Annotated in this window: 15 protein-coding genes and 1 riboswitch; of the genes, 12 read left to right on the forward strand and 3 right to left on the reverse strand. The window is 71.2% G+C overall.

Annotation, left to right across the window (positions count from 1 at the left end; translation table 11 throughout):
* Positions 1-49 precede the first annotated feature (49 nt).
* The 10 genes from BW39_RS20345 (at position 50) to BW39_RS20395 (ending at position 14,132) form a co-directional block, all read left to right on the forward strand.
* Positions 50-931 carry a CHAD domain-containing protein gene (locus tag BW39_RS20345; protein ID WP_043823894.1) on the forward strand — a complete coding sequence of 294 codons (882 nt, stop codon included), beginning with the start codon at positions 50-52 and terminating at the stop codon, positions 929-931.
* 38 nt (positions 932-969) lie between these two features.
* Positions 970-1,250: riboswitch (cobalamin riboswitch) on the forward strand.
* 129 nt (positions 1,251-1,379) lie between these two features.
* Positions 1,380-3,620 (forward strand): TonB-dependent receptor, encoded by a 2,241-nt coding sequence (locus BW39_RS20350; protein WP_043823896.1) that lies wholly within the window; start codon positions 1,380-1,382, stop codon positions 3,618-3,620.
* 10 nt (positions 3,621-3,630) lie between these two features.
* The gene (locus BW39_RS20355; protein ID WP_043823897.1) at positions 3,631-4,572 is read left to right on the forward strand and encodes an ABC transporter substrate-binding protein; all 942 of its coding nucleotides are present in this window, start codon (positions 3,631-3,633) and stop codon (positions 4,570-4,572) included.
* A complete protein-coding gene (locus BW39_RS20360; RefSeq protein WP_012207547.1) occupies positions 4,569-5,591 on the forward strand; it encodes a FecCD family ABC transporter permease in 1,023 nt (340 codons plus the stop codon). The genes BW39_RS20355 and BW39_RS20360 overlap by 4 nt, the downstream gene beginning before the upstream one ends.
* Positions 5,588-6,352, forward strand: a complete 765-nt coding sequence (locus BW39_RS20365) for an ABC transporter ATP-binding protein (protein WP_043823898.1) — start codon at positions 5,588-5,590, stop codon at positions 6,350-6,352. The genes BW39_RS20360 and BW39_RS20365 overlap by 4 nt, the downstream gene beginning before the upstream one ends.
* 4 nt (positions 6,353-6,356) lie before the next feature.
* Positions 6,357-7,379 carry an LLM class flavin-dependent oxidoreductase gene (locus tag BW39_RS20370; protein ID WP_043823899.1) on the forward strand — a complete coding sequence of 341 codons (1,023 nt, stop codon included), beginning with the start codon at positions 6,357-6,359 and terminating at the stop codon, positions 7,377-7,379.
* A 27-nt stretch (positions 7,380-7,406) separates the two neighbouring features.
* A complete protein-coding gene (gene cobW, locus BW39_RS20375) occupies positions 7,407-8,456 on the forward strand; it encodes a cobalamin biosynthesis protein CobW (RefSeq protein WP_043823903.1) in 1,050 nt (349 codons plus the stop codon).
* A gap of 29 nt (positions 8,457-8,485) precedes the next feature.
* Complete coding sequence (gene cobN / locus BW39_RS20380) at positions 8,486-12,310, forward strand: cobaltochelatase subunit CobN (RefSeq protein ID WP_043823904.1); 3,825 nt, start codon at positions 8,486-8,488, stop codon at positions 12,308-12,310.
* Positions 12,307-13,461 (forward strand): ATP-binding protein, encoded by a 1,155-nt coding sequence (locus BW39_RS20385; RefSeq protein WP_043823905.1) that lies wholly within the window; start codon positions 12,307-12,309, stop codon positions 13,459-13,461. Before cobN ends, BW39_RS20385 begins: the two co-directional genes overlap by 4 nt.
* A 209-nt stretch (positions 13,462-13,670) precedes the next feature.
* Complete coding sequence (locus BW39_RS20395) at positions 13,671-14,132, forward strand: vWA domain-containing protein (RefSeq protein ID WP_157158234.1); 462 nt, start codon at positions 13,671-13,673, stop codon at positions 14,130-14,132.
* 18 nt (positions 14,133-14,150) lie between these two features.
* Here the strand turns inward: BW39_RS20395 and BW39_RS20400 are convergent, their stop codons facing one another.
* Both BW39_RS20400 and BW39_RS20405 read right to left on the reverse strand, forming a co-directional pair.
* Positions 14,151-15,224, reverse strand: coding sequence for an ATP-binding protein (locus tag BW39_RS20400; RefSeq protein ID WP_012207540.1), 1,074 nt, complete (start codon positions 15,222-15,224; stop codon positions 14,151-14,153).
* A 34-nt stretch (positions 15,225-15,258) separates the two neighbouring features.
* Positions 15,259-15,993: a response regulator gene (locus BW39_RS20405; protein WP_016448779.1), complete on the reverse strand. Its 735-nt coding sequence runs from the start codon at positions 15,991-15,993 to the stop codon at positions 15,259-15,261.
* A gap of 383 nt (positions 15,994-16,376) precedes the next feature.
* On the opposite strand from BW39_RS20405, the gene BW39_RS20410 reads away from it, so the two are divergent.
* Positions 16,377-19,517 (forward strand): efflux RND transporter permease subunit, encoded by a 3,141-nt coding sequence (locus BW39_RS20410; RefSeq protein ID WP_043823907.1) that lies wholly within the window; start codon positions 16,377-16,379, stop codon positions 19,515-19,517.
* 365 nt (positions 19,518-19,882) lie between these two features.
* On the forward strand, positions 19,883-21,508 hold the full coding sequence (locus BW39_RS20415; protein WP_043823908.1) for an ABC-F family ATP-binding cassette domain-containing protein: 1,626 nt from the start codon (positions 19,883-19,885) through the stop codon (positions 21,506-21,508).
* Here BW39_RS20415 and BW39_RS20420 read toward each other — a convergent pair.
* Positions 21,505-22,205 (reverse strand): Crp/Fnr family transcriptional regulator (locus BW39_RS20420; protein ID WP_043823909.1); only part of this gene is annotated, 701 nt, incomplete at its 5' end. The two genes, BW39_RS20415 and BW39_RS20420, sit on opposite strands and share 4 nt — an antisense overlap.

Raw genomic sequence — 22,205 nt, forward strand, 5'->3', positions numbered from 1 at the left:
CCGGGCGGTGCCCACAATCGCAGCAACGCCCGCACACCCTCTCCTGACCATGTCCACCCCTGCGAAGCAGCACCCTGACCGGCCCGATGCGGCCGGCTTTGTGCGTGCGGCGCTGGCTGCTGCCCTGGCCCAGGTGCAGTCGCATCTGGCGGTTTTGGAGGGCGGTGGCAGCGATGCCGAGACCATTCACCAGCTGCGCGTGGCCCTGCGGCGCCTGCGCACCGTGCTGCGTGAGTGCACAGGGCTGGCGCCCGGCATGCGCGCCGAATGGGATGACCCCCTGGCCCAGGCCTTTGCGCAACTGGGCACGCTGCGCGATGCCGATACGCTGGCCGATGTGGTGCGCCCGCTGCTGCAGGCAGCCCATGCGCCCCTGTGCGAGTGGCAGGCGCCGCAGGCCGTGCAGGCGGATGCAGCCGCTGCCGTGCGCGAGCCGCCGTTCCTGCACGCGCTGGCCGAGATCCAGGCGCTGGCGCAGGCGCCGCAGGCAGAGCCATCGGCCCGTTTTGCCCACCTGTCCGCCGCAGGCACGCGCAAGTACCTGGCACGGCGGCTGGCGCGCCTGCACCGCCAGGTGCTGCGCGACGGCCGGCACTTCGACCGCTTGCCGCTGGCGCAGCAGCACCGTGTGCGCAAGCGGCTCAAGCGCCTGCGCTACCTGGCGGACTTTGCGCGGGAATTCGCGCCCGGAATGTGGCCCGGCAAAAAGGGCCGGCGCTTTGCCGAGGCGCTGGTGCCCGCCCAGGACGCGCTGGGCCTGCACAACGACATGGCCGTGGCGGCGGAGCATTTTCGTGACGAGGCCGGCACGGATCCGCGCGCCTGGTTCGCGGCCGGCTACCTGCAGGCCCGCCTGGCCACCAGCGCGCGCAGCAGCCGTCGCGCGCTGCGGGCGCTGGCCCGGGTGCCGGGCTTCTGGGCTGGGCGATAATCCGCCGCTGGCGCACCGCCGCAGCCCCTGGGCCGTGGCGGTGCGCTGTTGCTGAAGGTGCCCCATGCCGTTCACCGGCCAGGGGTTCAACGGGAAGCAGGTGCGCGATGCCATCGAGGTGGCCGCTCGCAATGCCTGCGCTGCCCCCGCAACGGTCAGCGGAATACAACTCCCCACGCGGACGCGCCCCAAACCACGCGCCGCAAGCCACTGTGTCCTTCTCGGACATGGGAAGGCGGGGATGCCTGCCGCAGCGCGCCCACCCTGCGCGCCGCAGCGTTCCGCAAGCCCGGATACCGGCCTTCTGCATTGCTTTCGGACGCCGCGGGAGTGCGCCTGTCCGGTCCGGCCCCAGCCTGCGCTGCCGTGGCCGGCTCCGGCGTGCGCGCTGTGCGGCGTGGTTCAGACGATAGGCCCCGCGGGTGAGTGGGGCAGTTGGGTTCAACGCATGCGCTTCGCTTCTTCGGCCGCCGATTCCTCCGGCCTTCTCTCTGTTCTCCCTCTTGTCTCCAGCCTGCGGCCCGTAGCGGCCGCCGTCCTGTTGGCCAGCTGCGCTGCAGCGGCCGGCGCCGCGCAGGAGCCGGCTTCCGGGCGATCCACGGACTCCGCCGACGATGCGCTGGACGCCGTCTTCGTGACCGCCACCGCGCGGCCCGAGGCGCGCAGCCGCATCGCGGGCACCACGCAGACCATCGACCGCGAGGCCATAGAGCGCTCCAGCGCGCGCTCGGTCACCGACCTGCTGGCCGAGAACGCCGTGGGCTTTCTCAGCGAATGGACGGCTGCCCAGACCTCGATGAACCTGCGCGGCGCCTCCACCGACGGCCAGGGGCGCGACTTCCGCAGCCAGGTGCTGGTGCTGGTCAACGGCCGGCGCGCGGGCACGGCCAACCTGTCCAAGCTCAGCCCCTCGGATGTGGAGCGCATCGAGATCGTGCGCGGCCCGTCCTCGGTGATCTACGGCAGCCAGGCCATGGGCGGGGTGGTCAACATCATCATGAAGACGGGAGCTACCGCACCCGGCACGCGCGCCCAGGTCCAGGCCGGTTCATGGGACCTGTGGCGCACCGATGCGCAGACGGCCGGCGCCAATGACCGCTTCGACTGGTACTTCGGCGTGAGCGCAGGCGGGCGCGGCGACTACGAGTCGGGCGATGGCGGCACGCGCATGGAGAACACGGGCTGGAAGCGGCGCGGCGCCAGCGGCGCCCTGGGCTGGCAGCTGCACGAGCTGCACCGCGTGGAGCTGCAGCTGCGCACGGACGGCATCTACAACGCGGGCTTTCGCGGATCGGGCGCCAACATCTACAGCCGCGACAACCGCAGCAACCGCTCGCTGGACCTGACCTACGAGGGCGCACTGCCCGGCCAGCGCCTGAGCTGGACGACCCACCTCTACAGCCTGGTCGATACCGATGAGTTCAACTGGGCATCGCCCGTGATCCGCTCGGGCAACAGTGCCGTGCCCGGCACGGCGCGCGACTACAACCACCGCCAACTGGACGCCACGGGCCTGCGCTTTCAGCCGCGCCTGCGTGTCAGCCAGACCAATGACCTGCTGATGGGCTTTGACTGGGAGCGCAGCAAGCTGCGCTCCGACCGCCTGCGCGTGGCCATGCCGGGCGGCCCGGCGGGCCAGGTTGCGCCCTACGACAACAACCAGACCGAGCAGGTGCATGCGCTGTACTTCGAGGACGCGCAGACCCTGTTCGACGATCGCCTCACGCTGCGTGCCGGCCTGCGCAAGACCTGGGGCACGACGCGTTTCGACGATACGCCCAACCTCGCCCTGGCCCAGGCCAGCACGCGCGACTATGACAACCACACCTGGTCGGCCGGCGCCACCTGGAAGGCCACGGACCGGCTCACGCTGCGCGCTGCGGCCTCCACGGGGTTCCGCGCGCCCACGGCCACGGAGCTGGCCTCGGACTTCACGGCCGTCGGCGGTGGCCGCACCTTCGGCAACCCCAACCTCAAGCCCGAGACCAGCCGCCAGATCGAGGTTGGCGCCGCGCTGCAGCAGCCCGGCTGGCGCGTGGATGCGGCCCTGTTCCAGAACACCATCAGCGACCGCATCATCACCGTCTCGCGCGGGGCCACGACCAACACCTCGGACTACGCCAACAACGCGGCCGACATCGTGGCGCGCGGCCTGGAAATGCAGGCCGACATGGACCTGGCGCGGGCGCTGAACCTGACGGGCCACCAGCTCAAGGCCTGGGCTGGCGGCTACTACCACTTCAGCATGCGCGACAAGGGATCGCCAGCGTCGGCCAATACGGACAAGGTGCAGCGCATGTACCGCTACGAGGCCTCGGCCGGCGTGCGCTACGGGCGCGGCAGCGGGCGCCTGCAGGGCGACTGGAGCCTGCAGCTGTCCACGCTGCTGCGCGGTCCCATGTGGTACGACACGGAAGAGGCGCTGCTCATCCCGCAGGGCGAGCCCAGCAGCACCTTCATCCACCGCAAGGGCGCCTTCACCATCTGGAACCTGCGTGCCGACTACCGCGTGTCGCGCGGCGTCAAGCTGTTCGCAGCCGTCAACAACCTGTTCGACCTGAACCGCCATCCCATCTTCATCGCGCTGGACCGCGCGCCCTGCATCGCCAACCCGGCGTACCAGAACGGCGGCTGCGGAACGTCGATGGCGGGCCGCGAACTCATGGTCGGCCTCCAGGCGGAGTTTTGAGGACCACGGCATGAGGCAATCCAGCACCACGCGCCGCCAGTTGCTGCGCCAGGGCGCGGCGGCGGCCCTGGGCTGCGGCCTGCCCGCGGCCTGGGCCGACACCGTCGCTGCAGGCGGTCCGGTGGTGCTGCAGGATGCGCTGGGCCGGCGCGTGGAGATTGCCGCGCCGCCGCAGCGCATCGTCTCCATCTTTGCCTCCAACACCGAGCTGGTGGCCGCGCTGGGCCTGCTGGACCGCGTGGTGGGCGTGGAGGATTTCACGCGCTTTCCACCGGGCGTGGAGCGCATTCCCAAGGTGGGCGGGCGGCTGGGGTTCTCGGTGGACGCCGTGGTGGCGCGCCAGCCGGACCTGGTCATCGTCACGCCTGCGCGCCAGGCGGCGCACCAGCTGGTCGATCCCATGGAGCGCATCGGCGTGCCGGTGATGGTGCTGCTCAGCCGCTCGCTGGCCGAGGTGATGGACAACCTGCGCCTGGTGGCCCGCGCCACGGGCGTGCAGGCGCGCGGCCAGGCGCTGGCCCTGGCGCAGGAAGCGCGGCTGCTGCGCGTGGACCGGCTGGTGGCCGGCCAGCCCCGGCCGCGCGCGCTCATGGTCACGGGCCGGCTGGGCAACGGCATGCTGCTGGCGGCCCGGCCGGGCACCTATACGGGAGAGGCCATGGTGCGCGCGGGCGCTGCGTTCGCGCTGGACGGCCTGGGCACCGTGCCCCAGGTCTCGCCCGAGGCCGTGCTGGCCGCCGACCCCGACGTGCTGCTGTTCGCAGGCACGCAGGAGGCCATGCAGGACCTGATCGGCCAGCGCGGCTGGCGCGACCTGCGTGCCGTGCGCGGCGGCCGGGCCACCACGGTGGCGCGTGCCGAGTTCCTGATTCCCGGGCCGCGCACCTTCGGCGGCGTGGAAAAACTCTCGCGCTGGCTGCACCCTGTGGCCTGGGCCGGGGAGGCCGCATGAATTCCCTTTCACATCCACCTGCGTGGCGCCCCTGGGCCGGTGCGGTCCTGCTGCTGCTGGCCAGCTTGCTGATCGCCGCCTGCGCGGGCCACCAGTGGGCCAGCCCGGCCGACCTGCTGGCCGCGCTGGGCGGCGAAGACAGCCTGCGCAGCCGGCTGCTGCTGCAGTGGCGCGTGCCGCGCGTGCTGGCAGCCGCCCTGGTGGGCGCGCTGCTGGGCCTGTCGGGCGCCATCTTCCAGGGCGTGTTCCGCAATCCGCTGGCCGAGCCCTATCTGCTGGGCGCCTCGGGCGGCGCGGCGCTGGGGGCGACTGTCGCCTTGCTGGTTCCCATGCATCTATTGTTCGGCCTGCCCCAGGCATGGACGCTGCCCGTGCTGGCCTTTGCCGGCGCCTGGGGCTCGACCGTGCTGGTGCTGGCCGTCTCGCGCGTGGCCGGTGCCACCGATGCGGCCGGCATGCTGCTGGCCGGCGTGGCGCTGGCGGCCGTGCTGGGCGCGCTGCGCTCGTTCCTGATGCTGGCGCTGTCCGATGAGACGGTGAGCCTGCAGGTGGTGCTCAGCTGGGTGCTGGGCGGCATACAGACGCCGTCGTGGAGCGGCCTGGGCCTGCTGGCCGGTGCCTCCCTGGCCTGCCTGGCCGGGGCCATGGCGCTGGCGCGCGGGCTGGACCTGCTGGGCCTGGGTGCCGATGCGGCCCAGGGCTTCGGCCTGGACGTGGCGCGCTTCACGCCGCTGGCCGTGCTGGCCGGCTCGCTGGTGGTGGCCGTGGCCGTGGCCTATGGCGGGCTGGTGGCCTTCGTGGGGCTGGCTGCGCCGCACATCGCGCGCTGGATGGCGGGACCGCTGCACCGCGCGGCCCTGCCGGCGTCGGCGCTCACGGGCGCCATCATCGTCACGCTGGCCGATGCCATTGCGCGCAGCGTGCTGCCGCCGGCCGAAATCCCGCTGGGCCTGGTCACGGCCGTGGCGGGCGGGCCCTTCTTCATCGTGCTGCTGGCGCGCAGGCTGAGGTCCGCATGAACGGTGCCATCCCTTGCGCCCCACCGCGCCTGCAGGCCCGGTCCCTCACGCTGCGCCACCGTGGCCGCAGTGTGCTGGACGCCGTCTCGCTGCAGCTGCCCGCCTGCGGCGCCGTGGCCCTGGTGGGGCCCAATGGCGCGGGCAAGTCCAGCCTGCTGTCCCTGCTGGCGGGGCTGCAGGCACCTGCATCCGGCAGCGTGCTGCTGGACGGGCAAGACATTGCAACCCTGCCCGTGGCCGAGCGCGCACGCCGCGTGGGCTACATGCCCCAGCGCTTTGCGCCGCACTGGGACCTGACGCTGGCCGAGCTCATGCACATGCGGCTGGCGGGCCGGGGTGATGTCGAGGCGGCCATTGCCGGCGCCGGGCTGCAGGATTTCACGCGCAGGCGCTGGTCCACGCTGTCCGGCGGCGAGCAGGCGCGTGCCCTGCTGGCCACCGTGCTGGCCACCGACCCGCCCGTGCTGCTGGCCGACGAGCCCGGCGCCGCGCTGGACGTGCGCCACCGCCTGGCCCTGGTGCAGGCGCTGGCGCAGCGTGGGCGCGAGCGGCTGGTGCTGGTGGTCATGCATGACCTGGACCTGGCGCTGGCGCACTTCGGGCGCGTCATCGTGCTGGACCAGGGGCGCATTGCGCTCGATGGAGCCCCTGCCGAGCTGCTGCATGCGCCGGGGCTGGATGCCGTGTTCGGCGTGGATTTCGAGCGCATCGACGCACCTCCGCAAACCTTGCTGCGCGCGCGGCTGAAACAGGAGAACTGAACCCATGCGCATCGATCTGGCCGGCTGGACGCGCGACGCCACGCGCGGCGGGCACCGTGAATTCCTGGCGCTGTTCGAGCGCGCCGAGCGCCTGGGTTTCGAGGGCGTGTGGTTCAACGAATTCCGCGTGCCCGATACCGCCTGGCCCTATCCCTCGCCCCTGCTGCTGGCCGCCGCCGTGCTGGCGCGCACCGAGCGGCTGCGCGTGGGCACCTCGGTGCTGGTGCTGCCGCTGCACCATCCGCTGATGCTGGCCGAGGAGATTGCCCAGCTGGACCTGCAAAGCGCCGGCCGCATCGACGTGGGTGTTGGCCGGGGCACGGAGCCGGCCGCGCTGCGCGCCCTGCAGATCGATGCGGACAGCACGCGCGAACGCTTCGAGCAGTCCTGCCGCATCCTGGTGGAGGCGCTGTCGGGCAGGCCCATCGTGGCGGGGCAGGGGCCGTGGAGCTTCGAGGACCGGCCCGCCCTGCCTTCGACCGTGCAGCGCCCGCATCCTCCCTTGTATGTGGCCGGCTCCACTGCAGAGACCCTGGGCTTTGCCGTCGATCAGAATCTGCCCCTGCTGCTGAGCCTGGAGCCGCCCGAAGGCATGCAGCTGGAGCGCCTGGAGGCCGCTGCCCTGGAGCGCGGGCGCGATGCCGCCGCGCTGCGCGCGCGCTCATCGCTGGCGCGCTATGTCTGCATCGGTGCCGATGAGGCCGCCGTGCAGGCCCAGCTGGCCACGCTGTGGCCGCAGCTGTACCAGCGGCGCGTGTACTTTGCGGGCAAGCGCGGCGTGCCGGCCGACCAGGTGCTGCCCATTGATGTGCGGCGCGTGCTGGCCGAGCAATTCATCCATGGCACGCCCGAACAGTGCCATGCGCAGATCACCGCCTTGCGCGAGCGCACGGGCATGGGCCAGCTGCGCTGCGTCTTCAACGCCAACGGCCTGTGGAGCGATGCCCAGGCCCTCGCCGGCATGGAACTGTTTGCGCAGGAGGTTCTCCCTTCATTGCGCAGCGCCGTGTCTTTCGCCACCGTCTGACTTCCTCTTTTTTCTGGAGAACCTTCCATGCAAACCGCCAAGATTCCCGCCACCATCGTCACCGGCTTCCTGGGCAGCGGCAAGACCACGCTGCTGCGCCACATCCTGGACAACGCGGGCGGCCGACGCATTGCCGTCATCGTCAACGAGTTCGGCGAGCTGGGCATCGACGGCGAGATCCTCAAGGGCTGCGGCATCGGCTGCGACGATGAGGGCAACGAGCGCGAAGGCGCGCTGTACGAGCTGGCCAACGGCTGCATGTGCTGCACGGTGCAGGAAGAGTTCTTCCCCGTGATGCGCGCGCTGGCCGAGCGCCGCGACCAGATCGACGCCGTGATCATCGAGACCTCGGGCCTGGCCCTGCCCAAGCCCCTGGTCCAGGCCTTCCAGTGGCCCGAGATCGCCAACGTGTTCACCGTGGACGCGGTGGTCACCGTGGTGGACACGCCAGCGGCCGCCAGCGGCCAGTTCGCCGCCAATCCCCAGGCCGTGGACGAGCTGCGCCGCGCCGACCCCAACCTGGACCATGAATCGCCGCTGCACGAACTGTTCGAGGACCAGCTGGGCGCGGCCGACCTGGTGGTGCTCAACAAGACCGACCTGGCCGATGCCGAGGCCCTGGCGCGCGTGACCGCCCTGGTGCGCGAGGAGCTGCCGCCCGAGGTCAAGATCGTGCAATCGTCCCAGGGCCGTCTGCCGCTGGACGTGGTGCTTGGCCTGGCCAAGGCGGCCGAGACCACCATCGACCAGCGCGTGAGCCACCATGACCACGACGAGGACCATGACCACGACGACTTCGACTCCTACGTGATCGACCTGCCCGCCGTGGACCGCGACCGCCTGCTGGCCACGCTGGAGACGCTGGTGGAGCAGCACAGCATCCTGCGCGTCAAGGGCTTTGCCGAGATCCCGGGCAAGCCCATGCGCTGGCTGCTGCAGGGCGTGGGCCGCCGCTTCGACCACCATTTCGACCGCGCCTGGCGCGAGGGCGAGGCACGCGGCACGCGGCTGGTGTTCATCGGGCAAGACCTTGACGAAGCAGCGCTGCGCAAGGGCCTGGAGAATGTGGCCGCCTGACCTTCCGATTCCGCACTGAAACCTGTTCCATGCACCTGCTGTCCACGCGCCCCGGCGGCTTCGTCGAGGACGAGAGCATCGTCACCCGCCTCGACCAGACGCCGGCCGACATCGTCATCCTGAGCTCGGCCGACACCACGCTGGCCCTGCTGTCCTCGGCCGTGGCCGCGCTGGCCGGGGCGTCGGCGGACTTTCCCTCGGTGCGGCTGGCCAATCTGCTGTACCTGCGCCAGCCGGCCTCGCTGGACCTGTATGTGGACGAGGTGCTGCGCCATGCGCGCGTGGTCATCGTGGACCACCTGGGCTCGGAATCGGCCTGGCCCTACGGCATCGAGCAGATCGGCTCTCTGGCGCGCCGCAAGGGGCAGCGCCTGGCCATGTTCTCGGGTGACCTGCAGGAAGACCCGCACCTGCTGGCGCGCAGCACGCTGCCGGCCGCCGCCTGCCGCCAGCTGTGGCAGTACCTGCGCTCGGGCGGCGCGGCCAATGCGCGCGAATTCCTCAAGGCCACCGTCTACCACGGGCTGGACCGGGGCGATGCGCCGCTGCCGCCGCGCACCCTGCCGCAGGCGGCTGTCCACGTTCCCCCGGCGCTGTTCGCTGCCAGGAGCCATGCCCAGGCCCAGGTCCATGCCCATGACGTGGCCGGCATCGACGACCTGCAGCACGCCTGGACGCCGGGCGCGCCCACGGTGGCCCTGGTGTTCTACCGCTCCCACCTGCTGGCGGGCAACACGGCAGCCTTCGACGCCATGGCCCTGTCGCTGCAGCAGCGCGGCATGAACCCGCTGCCCGTGGCGCTGGACTCGCTCAAGGACCCGCTGTGCCTGGCCACGCTGCGCCAGCTCTGCGAAGACCATGCCGTGCAGCTGGTGCTCAACACCACGGCGTTCTCGGCGCTGGAATCGGGCACGGCCCTGGCCGGCGATGCGCCCGTGCTGCAGGTCATTGCCAGCGGCGGCAACCGCGAGGACTGGTGGGCCGACAGCCAGGGCCTGCGCCCGCGCGACATCGCCATGCAGGTGGTGCTGCCCGAGATGGATGGCCGCATCATCACGCGCGCCATCAGCTTCAAGGGCCTGTCCCACCGCTGCGCCTTCACCCAGGCCGACGTGGTGGCCTACCAGCCCGAGCCCGACCGCGTGGACTTCGTGGCCGACCTGGCCTGGCGCTGGTGCCGCCTGCGCAGCCTGCCCGCGCGCGACAAGCGCCTGGCCTTGGTTCTGGCCAACTATCCGGGCAGCGAAGGCCGCATCGGCAGCGGCGTGGGGCTGGATACGCCGGCCTCGGTGATCGCCATCCTGCAGCACCTGGCGGCCGAAGGCCATGAGCTGGGCGACCCCGCGCAGCTGCCCGCCGATGGCGAGGCGCTGATGCACACCCTGCAGCAGGGCATTGCCAACGACCCGGCCCAATGGCCGCTGCGCCCGGCCTGGCAAAGCTATGCGCTGGACGAATACCTGGCGCGCCTGGCCGCGCTGCCGGACGGCATGGCCGACGCCATCACGGCGCGCTGGGGCGCGCCCGAGGCCGACCCGCTGCTGCGCCAGGGCCGATTCATGATCGCGGGCCTGCGCCTGGGCCATGTCTTTGTCGGCATACAGCCGGCGCGTGCATTGGTCGGTAAAGGCATGGGCGCGCAGGACTATGCGAGCTACCACGATGCCGAGCTGGTGCCGCCCCACGGCTACCTGGCCTTCTACTTCTGGCTGCGCGACCGCTTTGCCGTGGACGCCATGGTCCACGTGGGCAAGCATGGCAACCTCGAATGGCTGCCGGGCAAGAGCCTGGCGCTGTCGGGCGCGTGCTGGCCCGATGCCATCCTGGGCCCGCTGCCGCACCTGTACCCCTTCATCGTCAACGATCCCGGCGAAGGCGCCCAGGCCAAGCGCCGCAGCCAGGCCGTGATCATCGACCACCTGATGCCTCCGCTGACGCGCGCTGAAAACCACGGCCCGCTGCAGGACCTGGAGCGCCTGGTGGACGAGTACTACGACGCCCTGCTGGTCGATGCGCGGCGCGGCGCGCTGCTGCGCCGCCAGATCCTGGACATCGTGCGCCGCCAGCACCTGGACCAGGAGCTGGACCTGGCGCCCGGTGCCGCGCAGGACGACGATGCCGTGCTCGAACGCATAGACGCCTACCTGTGCGAGCTCAAGGAAACCCAGATCCGCGACGGCCTGCATGTCTTCGGCGCCTCGCCGCAGGGCCGCCAGCGCCGCGACACGCTGCTGGCGCTGGCGCGTTTTCCGTCGGACGAAGGCCAGGGCCTGATACAGGCGCTGGCCGCCGACCTGCTGGACAGCCCCGGTTTCGACCCGTTGCGCATGGAGCCTGCACGCCCCTGGACCGGCGCGCGCCCCACCGCACTGCAGGCCGTGAGCGACGAGCCCTGGCGCCATGAGGGCGACACGCGCGAGCGCCTGGAGCTGCTGGCGCAGCAGTTGCTGGAAGGTGAGGCCCCGGCCGGGGACTGGCCGCAGACACGCGCCGCGCTGCAACAGGTGCATGCCGTGCTGGCGCCCGCGCTGGATGCCTGCGGCGGCGAGGAACTGCGTCAGCTGCTGCGCGGCCTGCAGGGCCGCTTCGTGCCGCCCGGGCCCAGCGGATCGCCCTCGCGCGGGCGGCCCGACGTGCTGCCCACGGGGCGCAATTTCTACACGCTGGACACGCGCGCCATTCCCACCCAGGCCGCCTGGGAGCTGGGCCAGCAGGCCACGCTCAGGCTGCTGGAGCGCTATCTGCAGGAGCATGGCGAGTACCCGCGCACCCTGGGCCTGTCGGTCTGGGGCACGGCCACCATGCGCACGGGCGGCGACGACATCGCCCAGGCCTTTGCGCTGATCGGCGTGCGCCCCAAATGGGCGCCAGGCAGCCAGCGCGTGGTGGACTTCGAGGTGGTGCCGCGCGTGGGCATGGGCCGGCCGCGCGTGGATGTGACGCTGCGCATCTCGGGCTTCTTCCGCGATGCCTTCCCCGGCGCCGTGCAGATGTTCGACGCGGCCGTGCAGGCCGTGGCCGCGCTGGACGAAGACGCCGAGGACAACCCCATACGCGCGCGCATCCTGGCCGAGGCCGAGCAGCTGCAGGCGCAGGGCATGGACGCCGTGCAGGCCCGCCTGCAGGCCGGCTGGCGCGTGTTCGGCGCGCCGCCCGGCCATTACGGCTCGGGCCTGGGCGGACTGTTCCAGAGCGGCGACTGGCAGGGCGATGCCGACCTGGCCCAGGCCTACCTGGGCTGGAGCCAGCACGCCTACGGCCAGGACGCCGAGGGCGTGCCCGCAGGCGATGCGCTGCGCCGCCGCCTGGGCGAGCTCGACGTGGTGGCCCACAACCAGGACAGCCGCGAGCACGACATCCTCGACTCGGGCGACTACTTCCAGTTCCAGGGCGGCATGGCCTCGGCCGTGCGCCACCTCTCGGGCCGCCAGCCCGCGCTCTACCACGGCGACCACGCCAACCCGGCCCAGCCGCGCGTGCGCTCGCTCAAGGAAGAGATTGCGCGCGTGGTGCGCTCGCGCGTCACCAATCCCAAGTGGATGGACGGCGCCAAGCGCCACGGCTACAAGGGCGCCTTCGAGATGGCGGCCACGGTGGACTATCTCTTCGGCTTCGACGCCACCACGCAGCAGGTGGGCGACCACCAGTACGCCCTGGTGGCCGACGCCTATGTGCTGGATGCGGCCACGCGCGAATTTCTCGTGCAGCACAATCCGCAGGCCCTGCGCGACATGCTGGAGCGCCTGCTCGAAGCCATGCAGCGCGGCCTGTGGGAGCAGCCCGGCGACTATCGCCAGCAGCTGGAAGACCTGCTGCTGGAACATGAAAACCACCTCGAAGGATTGCGCGGATGACCGCCTCCCCTGACCTGGGCAGCGGCGCCCAGCCCGCGCTGCCGCCGCTGTTTCCCTTTGCCGCCATTGCAGGCCAGCCCCTGCTGTGCCAGGCGCTGCTGCTGGCCGCCATCGACCCGCAACTGGGCGGCGTGCTGATCGAGGGGCCGCGCGGCACGGCCAAGTCCACGGCCGCGCGCGCGCTGGCCGAGCTCATCGATGCCGCGCCCTTCGTCACGCTGCCGCTGGGCGCCTCGCTGGAGCATCTGGCCGGCTCGCTGGACCTGGGCCAGGCCATGGCCGGCCATGCGCTCAAATTCGCGCCCGGCCTGCTGGCGCGCGCCCATGGCGGCGTGCTCTATGTGGACGAGATCAACCTGCTGCCCGATGCCCTGGTCGATGTGCTGCTGGATGCGGCTGCCAGCGGCGTCAACGTGGTCGAGCGCGACGGCATCTCGCACCGCCACGCGGCGCGCTTCGTGCTGGTGGGCACCATGAACCCCGAGGAAGGCCAGCTGCGCCCGCAACTGCTGGACCGCCTGGGCCTGTGCGTGCGCCTGGCCAATGTGCAGGATGCGGCCCAGCGCCAGGCCATCGTGCGCGCGCGGCTGCTGTTCGATGCCGACCCCGCAGCCTTCCGCGCCCGCCATGCAGACGCCCAGGCCGCGCTGGCTGCCCAGCTGCGCACGGCACGCGAGCGCCTGCAGCCGGCCGGCGCGCTGCCCTGGTCCGACGCGGTGCTGCAGGCCGCAGGCGCGCTGTGCATTGCCGCCCAGGTGGACGGCCTGCGCGCCGACCTGGTGCTGCTGCGCGCCGCACGCGCCTGGGCCGCCTGGCTGGGCGATGCCGAGGTCAGGCCCGACCATGTGCAGGCCGTGGCCGAGCTGGTGCTGGTGCACCGCCGCAAGCCGGGGGCGCCGCAGCCACAGCCGCAGCCGCAGCCGCAGCAGCCATCCCCACAGCAAGCGCCATCGAATCCGCCTTCGCAGTCGCCGGCACAAAGCCGGCCGCCTGCGGAATCCACGGCCAACGGCGCAGGCGACAGCCCGCCCTCCGAGGCTGACTGGGGCGCCATGCCGCCCGAGCCCGTGGGCCTGCTGCGTGTCGCCGTGCCCTCATTGCTGGCCCGCGAGGCCGCAAAGGCGGGAGCGCCCGCCACAAAAAAAGCCTGAGCCCTCGCGGCCCCGCGCCACAGGCAAGGGCTGCGGGGGCGGGCCAGCAGGCCGCCAGCCAGCCCCGGCTGGCCCAGGCGCAAGGCGGGCCGCCCACCGGCAGCTGGGACTGGCCGCGCACGCTGGCCGCGCGCGGCGCCCAGGCACTGGCGCCTGAACATCTGCAGCGCCGCCGTGAGCCGCCCCAGGCCACGCGGCTGCATTGCTTTGTGCTCGATTGCTCGGCCTCCATGGCCGCCAGCGGCGCACTGGCGCGGGCCAAGGGCGTGCTGCTGTCGCTGATGGAAGAGGCCTACCGTCGCCGCGAGCAGGTGGCGCTGATCTGCTTTGCGGGCACGCGCGTGGAATTGCGCCTGCCGCCGCGCAAGGCTGCGGCCTGGAATGACGACTGGATCGCTCCCATTGGCGGGGGCGGCGGCACGCCGCTGCAGGCGGCCGTGGAACAGGCGGGCCAGTTGCTGCAGCGCCATTGCGGCGCAGACGCCTCCTGCCAGGGCTGGCTGTGGCTGCTCACCGACGGCCGCACGCGCGAGCGGCCTGCGCGGCCTGCGGCGGCCCAGGAGGCAGGCATCGTGGACTTTGAATCGGGCCGCGTGCGCCTGGGCCGGGCCGCTGCGCTGGCCGCCGCCTGGGACGCACGCCATGTGCGGGCCGATGATTTCGCAGGCTGATCTGCGGCTCTGACGAGGTCAGGCCGGCCAGCTCAGCTCGAACAGCGCGCCGCCACGCTCGCCCTGCAGGCACTGCGCCCGCCCGCCATGGGCCTGGGCAATGGCCTGCACCACGGCCAGGCCCAGTCCGCTGCCGTTGCCTGCACCCACGCTGGCATTCCTTCGGCTGCGGGCGCCTTCACCGCGCTGGAAAGCGTCGAAGATGCGCGGCGCAAGGTCGGCCGCCACGCCGGGGCCGCTGTCTTCCACGCGCACGGTGCACAGGCCGTGGCGCACGCGCGCGGCCACCAGCAGCGGGCCAGGCTGCGCGTACTGCATGGCGTTTTCCAGCAGGGCCAGCAGGGCCTGGCGTATGCGCACGGGGTCGCAGACCACGGGCTGGTCATCGAGCTCCATCGCCAGCTGCAGGCCGGCCTGCTCCAGCGCCGGTCCCACGGCCAGGGCCACCGAGCGCACCTCGCCGGCCAGGCAGGTCTGGCGCAGCTGCAGTTGCAGATGGCCGTTTTCCTGCAGGCCCAGCAGGCGCAGGTCGTCGATCAGGCGGGTCAGCCCCTCGACCTGGGTCATCAGGCTGGCCAGCATGTCCTTGCTGGGCAGGAAGACGCCGTCGGACAGCCCCTGCAGCCGCCCGCTGAGGATGGTCACGGGCGTGCGCAGCTCATGGGCGATGGCCGCGCTCCAGAAGGCGCGCTCCTGCGCCATGCCTTCCAGGCGCCGGGCCAGGCTGTTGAAGTCGTGCACCAGCTGCGCGGCCTCGTGCAGCGCGCTGTCGTCCGTGCTGGCGCGCGCCGACAGGTCGCCCTCGGCCAGCTGGCGCAGGCTGATGGCCACCGAGTCCAGCGAGGGCAGGATGCGCCGCGACAGCCGCGTGGCCACGAAGATGGCGATCAGCATGGCCACCACCAGGGTCAGCAGCACCCAGGCCAGCTCCACGCTGGAGGGCATCCAGCCGTCGGAGACGCTGGCCGGGTGAAAGGTCAGCAGCAGCGCATAGAAGGCGTACGAGCCCAGCACGCACAGCACCACCACGGCCAGCGTGACGGCCGACATGGTCAGCACCACCTGCCGGCGCAGCCCGGCCGCTGCGCTCATGACGGCACTCCCCGGCCTGCGGCCTGTGCAGCGCTCATGGGTCCATCCCCAGCCGGTAGCCCACGCTGCGCACGCTGTCGGGCATGCCCTGCAGGCCCAGGCCTTCGAGCTTCTTGCGCAGCTTGCTGATGTGGCTGTCCACGGTGCGCTCCAGCGTGTGGCCTTCGGGCAGGCAGCTCAGCAGCAGCTCGGCGCGGCTGAACACGCGCCGGGGCGAACGCACCAGGCTGGCCAGCAGATTGAATTCGGTCACGGTGAGTTCGGGCACATGCGTGGCGCCCTGCACCTGCACGCTGACCTCGCGGCTGTCCAGGTCCACGCGAAACGGGCCGGCCTGCAGCAGCTTGGTATCGCGGAGCCGGCCCTGGCCGCAGCGGCGCAGCACGGCCTGCACGCGCGCCACGACCTCGGCCGCGTTGAAGGGCTTGCCCACGTAGTCGTCCGCGCCAATGCGCAGGCCGATGAGCTTGTCCACGTCCTGGTTGAGTGCGGTGAGCATGATGACGGGCGTGTCGCCGCGCCGGCGGATTTCGGACAGCACCTGCCAGCCGTCGAGGCGTGGCATCTGCACGTCGAGAAGAACGAGATCGGGTTTCAAGTGGTGGTGCAGTTCAAGGGCCTGCTGGCCATCGGCGGCATGCACGGTGCGCAGGTCGCTGCGGGCCAGGTAGGCGCACAGGATGTCTGCGATCTCGGGCTCGTCCTCGGCGACGAGGATGAGCGATGTCGATGGCTGGAAAGGCAAGGGCTGGGCAATGATAGAAGCCATTTTGGGGTCGCGGCGGGGGCTGTGTTCATCTCCATCGTTCTTCCACATTTCCCGGGCCGAAATGCCATCGAAAGAACGCAAGCTGTTTCCCTGTGCCGCCGCAATTGGCCGGCATGCGAAACAAATCCCTGAATATGAAGTCACAGCGGCAATGCCGTATGAGCGGGTGGGAGAGCTGTTAGCTTTGCAGCGGCTCCATGGATGAATGGCCCTGGCGGCAACACGCCGCAGGCCGAAGCCGCACCGGCAGGAGTTTCCTCCATCCCCATGCCTCCTGGCAATCTGGATTTGCATCCGGATGGCCCCTCAGATGTGTCGGCGCCAGGCGCCGTATTTTTTCCGCAGCGCGCCCTGGCGTGCATTGAAAACCAGACCTCGCGTCCATGCCACAGTTCTTCATTCACCGGCCCGTCTTTGCCTGGGTCATCGCGTTGTTCATCGTGCTGCTGGGCGTGCTTGCCATTCCGCAATTGCCGATCTCGCGCTATCCCACGGTGGCGCCGCCCACGGTGAGCCTGTATGCCACCTATCCGGGCGCCACGCCCAAGACGCTCAATGACTCCGTGGTCTCGCTGATCGAGCGCGAGCTGTCCAGCGTCCGCCACCTGCTGTACTTCGAGTCCTCGGTGGACACCTCGGGCTCGGCCGAGATCAAGGCCACCTTCAAGCCCGGCACCAACCCCGAGCTGGCCCAGGTGGATGTGCAAAACCGCATCAAGGCCGTGGAGCCGCGCCTGCCGCAGGCCGTGCGCCAGAACGGCCTGCAGGTGGAGTCGGCCACGTCGAGCTTTCTGCTGCTGGTGGGCCTGATCTCGCCGGGCGGCGAGTTCGACGAGCTGGCACTCAATGACTACATGGCGCGCAATATCGTCGAGGAGCTGCGGCGCATCGAGGGCGTGGGCCGCGTGCAGCTGTTCGGCACCGAGCGCGCCATGCGCGTCTGGGTCGATCCGGCCAAGCTGATCTCCTACGGGCTGTCCATGGGCGACCTCACCCAGGCCATCCAGCAGCAGAACATGCAGATCGCCCCGGGCCGCGTGGGCGATGCGCCCATCGCCCCGGGCCAGCGCGTGACCACGCCGCTCACCGTGCAGGGCCAGTTGACCTCGCCCGAGCAGTTCGCGGCCATCGTGCTGCGCGCCCATGCCGACGGCTCCCGCCTGGTGCTGGGCGACGTGGCGCGCGTGGAGCTGGGCGCGCAGTCCTATGCCTTCTCCAACCGCGAGGATGGCAAGCCCGCCACCAGCGCCGCCGTGCAGCTGTCGCCGGGCGCCAATGCCGTGCGCACGGCCGCCGCCGTGCAAAAGCGCATGGCCGAGCTGGCCTCCATCCTGCCGCGGGGCATGGAGCACACCATCTCGTTCAATACCGCGCCCTTCGTCAAGATCTCCATCGAGAAGGTGGTGCAGACCCTGGTCGAGGCCATGGTGCTGGTGTTCCTGGTGATGTACCTGTTCCTGCAGAACCTGCGCTACACGCTGATCCCGGCCATCGTGGCGCCCGTGGCGCTGCTGGGCACCTTCGCCGTGATGCTGGTGGCGGGCTTTTCCATCAACGTGCTGACCATGTTCGGCATGGTGCTGGCCATCGGCATCATCGTGGACGACGCCATCGTCGTGGTCGAGAACGTGGAGCGCCTCATGGCCGAGGAAGGCCTGTCGCCGCGCGATGCCACGCTCAAGGCCATGAAGGAGATCACGGGCGCCATCATCGGCATCACCCTGGTGCTGACGGCAGTGTTCATTCCCATGGCGTTCGCCAGCGGCTCGGTGGGCGTGATCTACCAGCAGTTCACGCTGTCCATGGCCGTGTCCATCCTGTTCTCGGCCTTCCTGGCCCTGAGCCTGACGCCGGCGCTGTGCGCCACCTTGCTCAAGCCGGTGGCGGCGGGCCACCACGAGAAGAAAGGCTTCTTCGGCTGGTTCAACCGCGGCTTCGAGCGGCTGACGAACCGCTACGAGGCCCATGTCACGGGCCTGGTCCGGCGCACGGGCCGCATGATGCTGCTGTTCGCGGCCATCGTGGCCATCCTGGTGTTTGCACTGCGCCAGCTGCCCTCGGCCTTTCTGCCCGAGGAGGACCAGGGCTACTTCATGGCGTCCATCCAGCTGCCGGCCGATGCCACGGCCGAGCGCACGCTGGACGTGGTCAAGCGCTATGAGGAGCATGTGGCGCAGCGCCCCGGGATCGCCTCCAGCATCTCGGTGCTGGGCTTCAGCTTCGCGGGCTCGGGCCCGAACGCGGCCATGGCCTTCACCACGCTCAAGGACTGGGACCAGCGCAACGGCGCCACGGCAGGCGAGGAAGTCTCGCTCGCGCAAAAGGCCATGGAACACGCGCCCGAGGGCGCCATCATGGTGCTGCAGCCCCCGGCCATCGACGAGCTGGGCACCTCCTCGGGCTTCACCATGTACCTGCAGGACCGCACGGGCCAGGGCCATGCCGCGCTCAAGTCGGCCACCGACCAGTTGCTGGCGCTGGCCGGCAGCAGCAGCGTGCTGGGCTCGGCCTACCAGGACAGCCTGCCCTCGGGCACCAGCGTGCGGCTGGAGATCGACCGCCAGAAGGCCCAGGCCCTGGGCGTGGGCTTTGCCGCCATCAGCGAGACGCTGTCCACGGCCATGGGCTCGCTGTACGTCAACGACTTCCCCAACGCCGGGCGCATGCAGCAGGTCATCGTGCAGGCCGACGCGCCCGCGCGCATGCAGGTCGATGACGTGCTCCGGCTGAACGTGCGCAATGCCTCGGGCGGCATGGTGCCGCTGGCCGAGTTCGCCACGCCCGTGTGGTCGGAGACGCCGCTGCAGCTGGTGCGCTACCAGGGCTTCCTGGCGTCGCGCATCTCGGGCACGCCTGCGCCCGGCACCTCCAGCGGCGCGGCCATGGCCGAGATGGAGCGGCTGGCGGCCCAGCTGCCGCCCGGCTTTGCCGTGGCCTGGACCGGCCAGTCGCTGCAGGAGCGCCAGTCGGCCGCGCAGGCGCCGCTGCTCATGGCCCTGTCCATGCTGGTGGTCTTCCTGGTGCTGGCCGCGCTGTACGAGAGCTGGTCCATCCCGCTGTCGGTGATGCTGGTCGTGCCCCTGGGCCTGTTGGGCGCGGTGGCGGCCGTGCTGCTGCGCGGCATGCCCAACGATGTGTTCTTCAAGGTGGGGCTGATCACCATCATCGGCCTGTCGGCCAAGAACGCCATCCTGATCGTGGAATTCGCCAAGCAACTGCGCGAGGAAGGCCAGGACCTGCGCGAGGCCGCCATCAAGGCCGCACGCCTGCGGCTGCGGCCCATCCTCATGACCTCGCTGGCCTTTGCGCTGGGCGTGGTGCCGCTGATGCTGGCATCGGGCGCCAGCGCCGAGACCCAGCACGCCATCGGCACGGGCGTGTTCGGCGGCATGGTCAGCGGCACGGTGCTGGCCGTGTTCTTCGTGCCCGTCTTCTTCGTCTTCGTCCTTGAATGGCAGCGGCGCATCGCCGGGCCGCGCGGCAGCGCGCGCCGGCCGCCGCCTGCTGCCGACCCCGGAACCTGAACCATGCCTCTCTGGATCGCGCTCAACGCCCTGTGCTTTCAGGGCCGCCCGCCGGCACAGTCTTCAAACCCTTGCGCGCCATCGGCGCCTGCAGCCCCTAAGCGGCAGGCCGGGCCCACCGGACCCGAGCCGCCGCGTGCAAACGCAGGTGCGCATGCCGGCCGCCGTGGCGCCGGTGGCGCCCCCTCCGGCACGGCCAGCACGTCCGTCCCATGATTTCTATAATGGCGGTTTCGTTCGCCATTGCAGGAGGTATTCGTCCCATGCGCCATTGATGCTGCCGCTGTCCCAGCGGCCCGCTTTTCCCGACCCTGCCCACCGCACGCGCAATGCATGCAAAGCGGCAAGGAACTGCGTTGGCATCCATGAACCGCGATATGACGAATACCACGATCACGCTCGACGGCGTTTCCTGCGTGCTGCCCGATGGCAGCCCCCTTTTCTCTGATCTTTCCGAAACCCTCGACCACCGCCGCACCGGCCTGGTGGGGCGCAACGGCGTGGGCAAGTCGCGGCTGGCGCGCATCCTGGCCGGGCTGGATGCGCCCTCGCAGGGCCGCTGCCTGCGCTCGGGGCAGGTGCTGTACCTGGCCCAGCGCACGGACTGGCATGACCAGCCTTCGGTGGCGGCGCTGGCCGGGCTGCATCCCGCGCTGGAGGCGCTGGCGCGCATCGAGGCCGGCAGCTGTGATGCCCGGGACTTCGAGCGGCTGGCTGACCGCTGGGATCTGCGCCAGCGCCTGCAGGCCCAACTGGAGCTGGCGGGCCTGGGCCATCTGCGTGCCGATACGCCGGGCCACGCCCTCAGCGGCGGCGAGGCCATGCGCGTGGCCCTGGCGGGCGCGCTGCTGTCGGGCGCCGACCATCTGGTGCTGGACGAGCCCAGCAACCACCTGGACCGTGAAAGCCGGCAGGCCCTGGCCGCGCAACTGCAGCGCTGGCCCGGTGGCCTGGTCGTGGTCAGCCATGACCGCAGTCTGCTGCAGGGCATGGAACGCATCGTGGAGCTGTCGCCGCAGGGGCTTCGCAGCTACGGCGGCGGCTACGCCTTCTATGCCGAAGCCAAGGCGCGCGAGATGGCCTCGGCGGTGCAACTGCTGGAGCAGCGCAAGCTGGAGCGCCGCCGCGAAACGCAGCAGCTGCGCGAGCAGCAGGAGCGCCAGCAGCGCCGCGAGGCGCGCGGCCGCCGCCAGGGCCAGGAGGCCAACCAGGCGCGCATTCTGCTGGACCGGCAAAAGGAGCGCAGCGAGGCGTCGGCCGGCCGCCTGCGCCGCCAGCATGCAGACACGCGCGAGGCGCTGGACCAGCGCGTGCGCGAGGCGGCGCGCCAGATCGACCTGCAGGCGGCCATCCGCATGCAGGCGCCGCCCCCGGCCGGTGCTCCCTGCGACGTGGTGGCGCTGCTGGACGATGTGCTGCTGCCGTTTTCGTTGTCCACGGGGCCGCGCCTGAACCTGTCTCTGTACGGCGGCCAGCGCCTGGCCGTGACCGGTCCCAACGGCTGCGGCAAGACGCGCCTGCTCGATGTGCTGTCGGGCCGCCTTGCGCCCCAGGCGGGCGAGGTGCGCCGCATGCAGGCCTGTGCCTACCTGGACCAGCGCCTGTCCCTGTTGCAGCCCGGGCGCACGGTGATGGAGCAGTTGCAGGACGCCTGCCCCGGCACCCCCGTGGATGTGTTGCGCACGCGCCTGGCCTGGCTCGGGCTGGCGGCCCGGCAGGTGGAGCAGCCCGTGGGCCGGCTCAGCGGCGGCGAGCAGCTCAAGGCTGCCCTGGCCTGCGCGCTGCATGCCGAGCCGCCCGCGCCCCTGCTCCTGCTGGACGAGCCCTGCAACCACCTGGACCTGCCTTCCCTGCAGGCGCTGGAGGCCATGCTGCGCGGCTACGCCGGCACGCTGGTCGTGGTCTCGCATGACGAGGATTTTCTGCAGGCCATCGGTTTGACCGACCGCCTGGTGTGGTCGCCGCAGGGCTGGCGAATGGAGTCCGCCTAGCTTTCCTGCGCTATCAGCGCCTGCAGTGCGTTCACGTCGGTCACCAGCAGCGCCTGGCGCCCCTCCTTGCGCAGCAGGCCGCGCCGGGTGAGGGCGCCCAGCTCGCGCGTGACCTGCTCGCGGTTGGTGCTGATCTTGCTGGCCAGCACCGAGTGCGAGGGCATGGGGCTGATGAGGGCCGTGTGCTCGGGCGATACGCCCGCCTCCCGCGCCAGGCGCAGCAGCTCCATGTGCAGGCGCGTGGGCACGCCCAGGGTGCTCAGCTCCATGACGCGGTCGGTCAGCCGGCGCACCAGGCCGGCCAGGCCTTCCATCATGCGCAGGGCGATGGCGGGCTCGCGCGCCAGCAGGGCCAGGAAGTCCTGGCGCGAGAGGCTGGCCAGCAGCGAGGATTCCAGGGTGACCACATCGGTGGAGCGGGCCTGGCCGTCAATGGCCGCCAGGTCGCCGAAGTGCTCGCCGGGCCCGTAGTCGCGGAAGCTGACCTCGCGCCCGCCCGGCGAATAGGTGGTGATGCGCACGCGCCCGCTGACCAGGAAGAACACATCGCTGCCCGTGGAGCGGCGGCTGAACACGGGCTGGCGGGCCTGCAGCGGGCGCCATTCGCAGTCGGCGGCGATGCGGTCCAGGCTGGCGCTGCCCAGGCCCTCGAACAGGGCGATGCCGCGCAGGGCGAAACTGGAGGGCTGGGTGGGGT

It is taken from the genome of Delftia sp. RIT313 (assembly GCF_000632165.1).
Taxonomy (GTDB): Bacteria; Pseudomonadota; Gammaproteobacteria; order Burkholderiales; family Burkholderiaceae_C; genus Comamonas; species Comamonas acidovorans.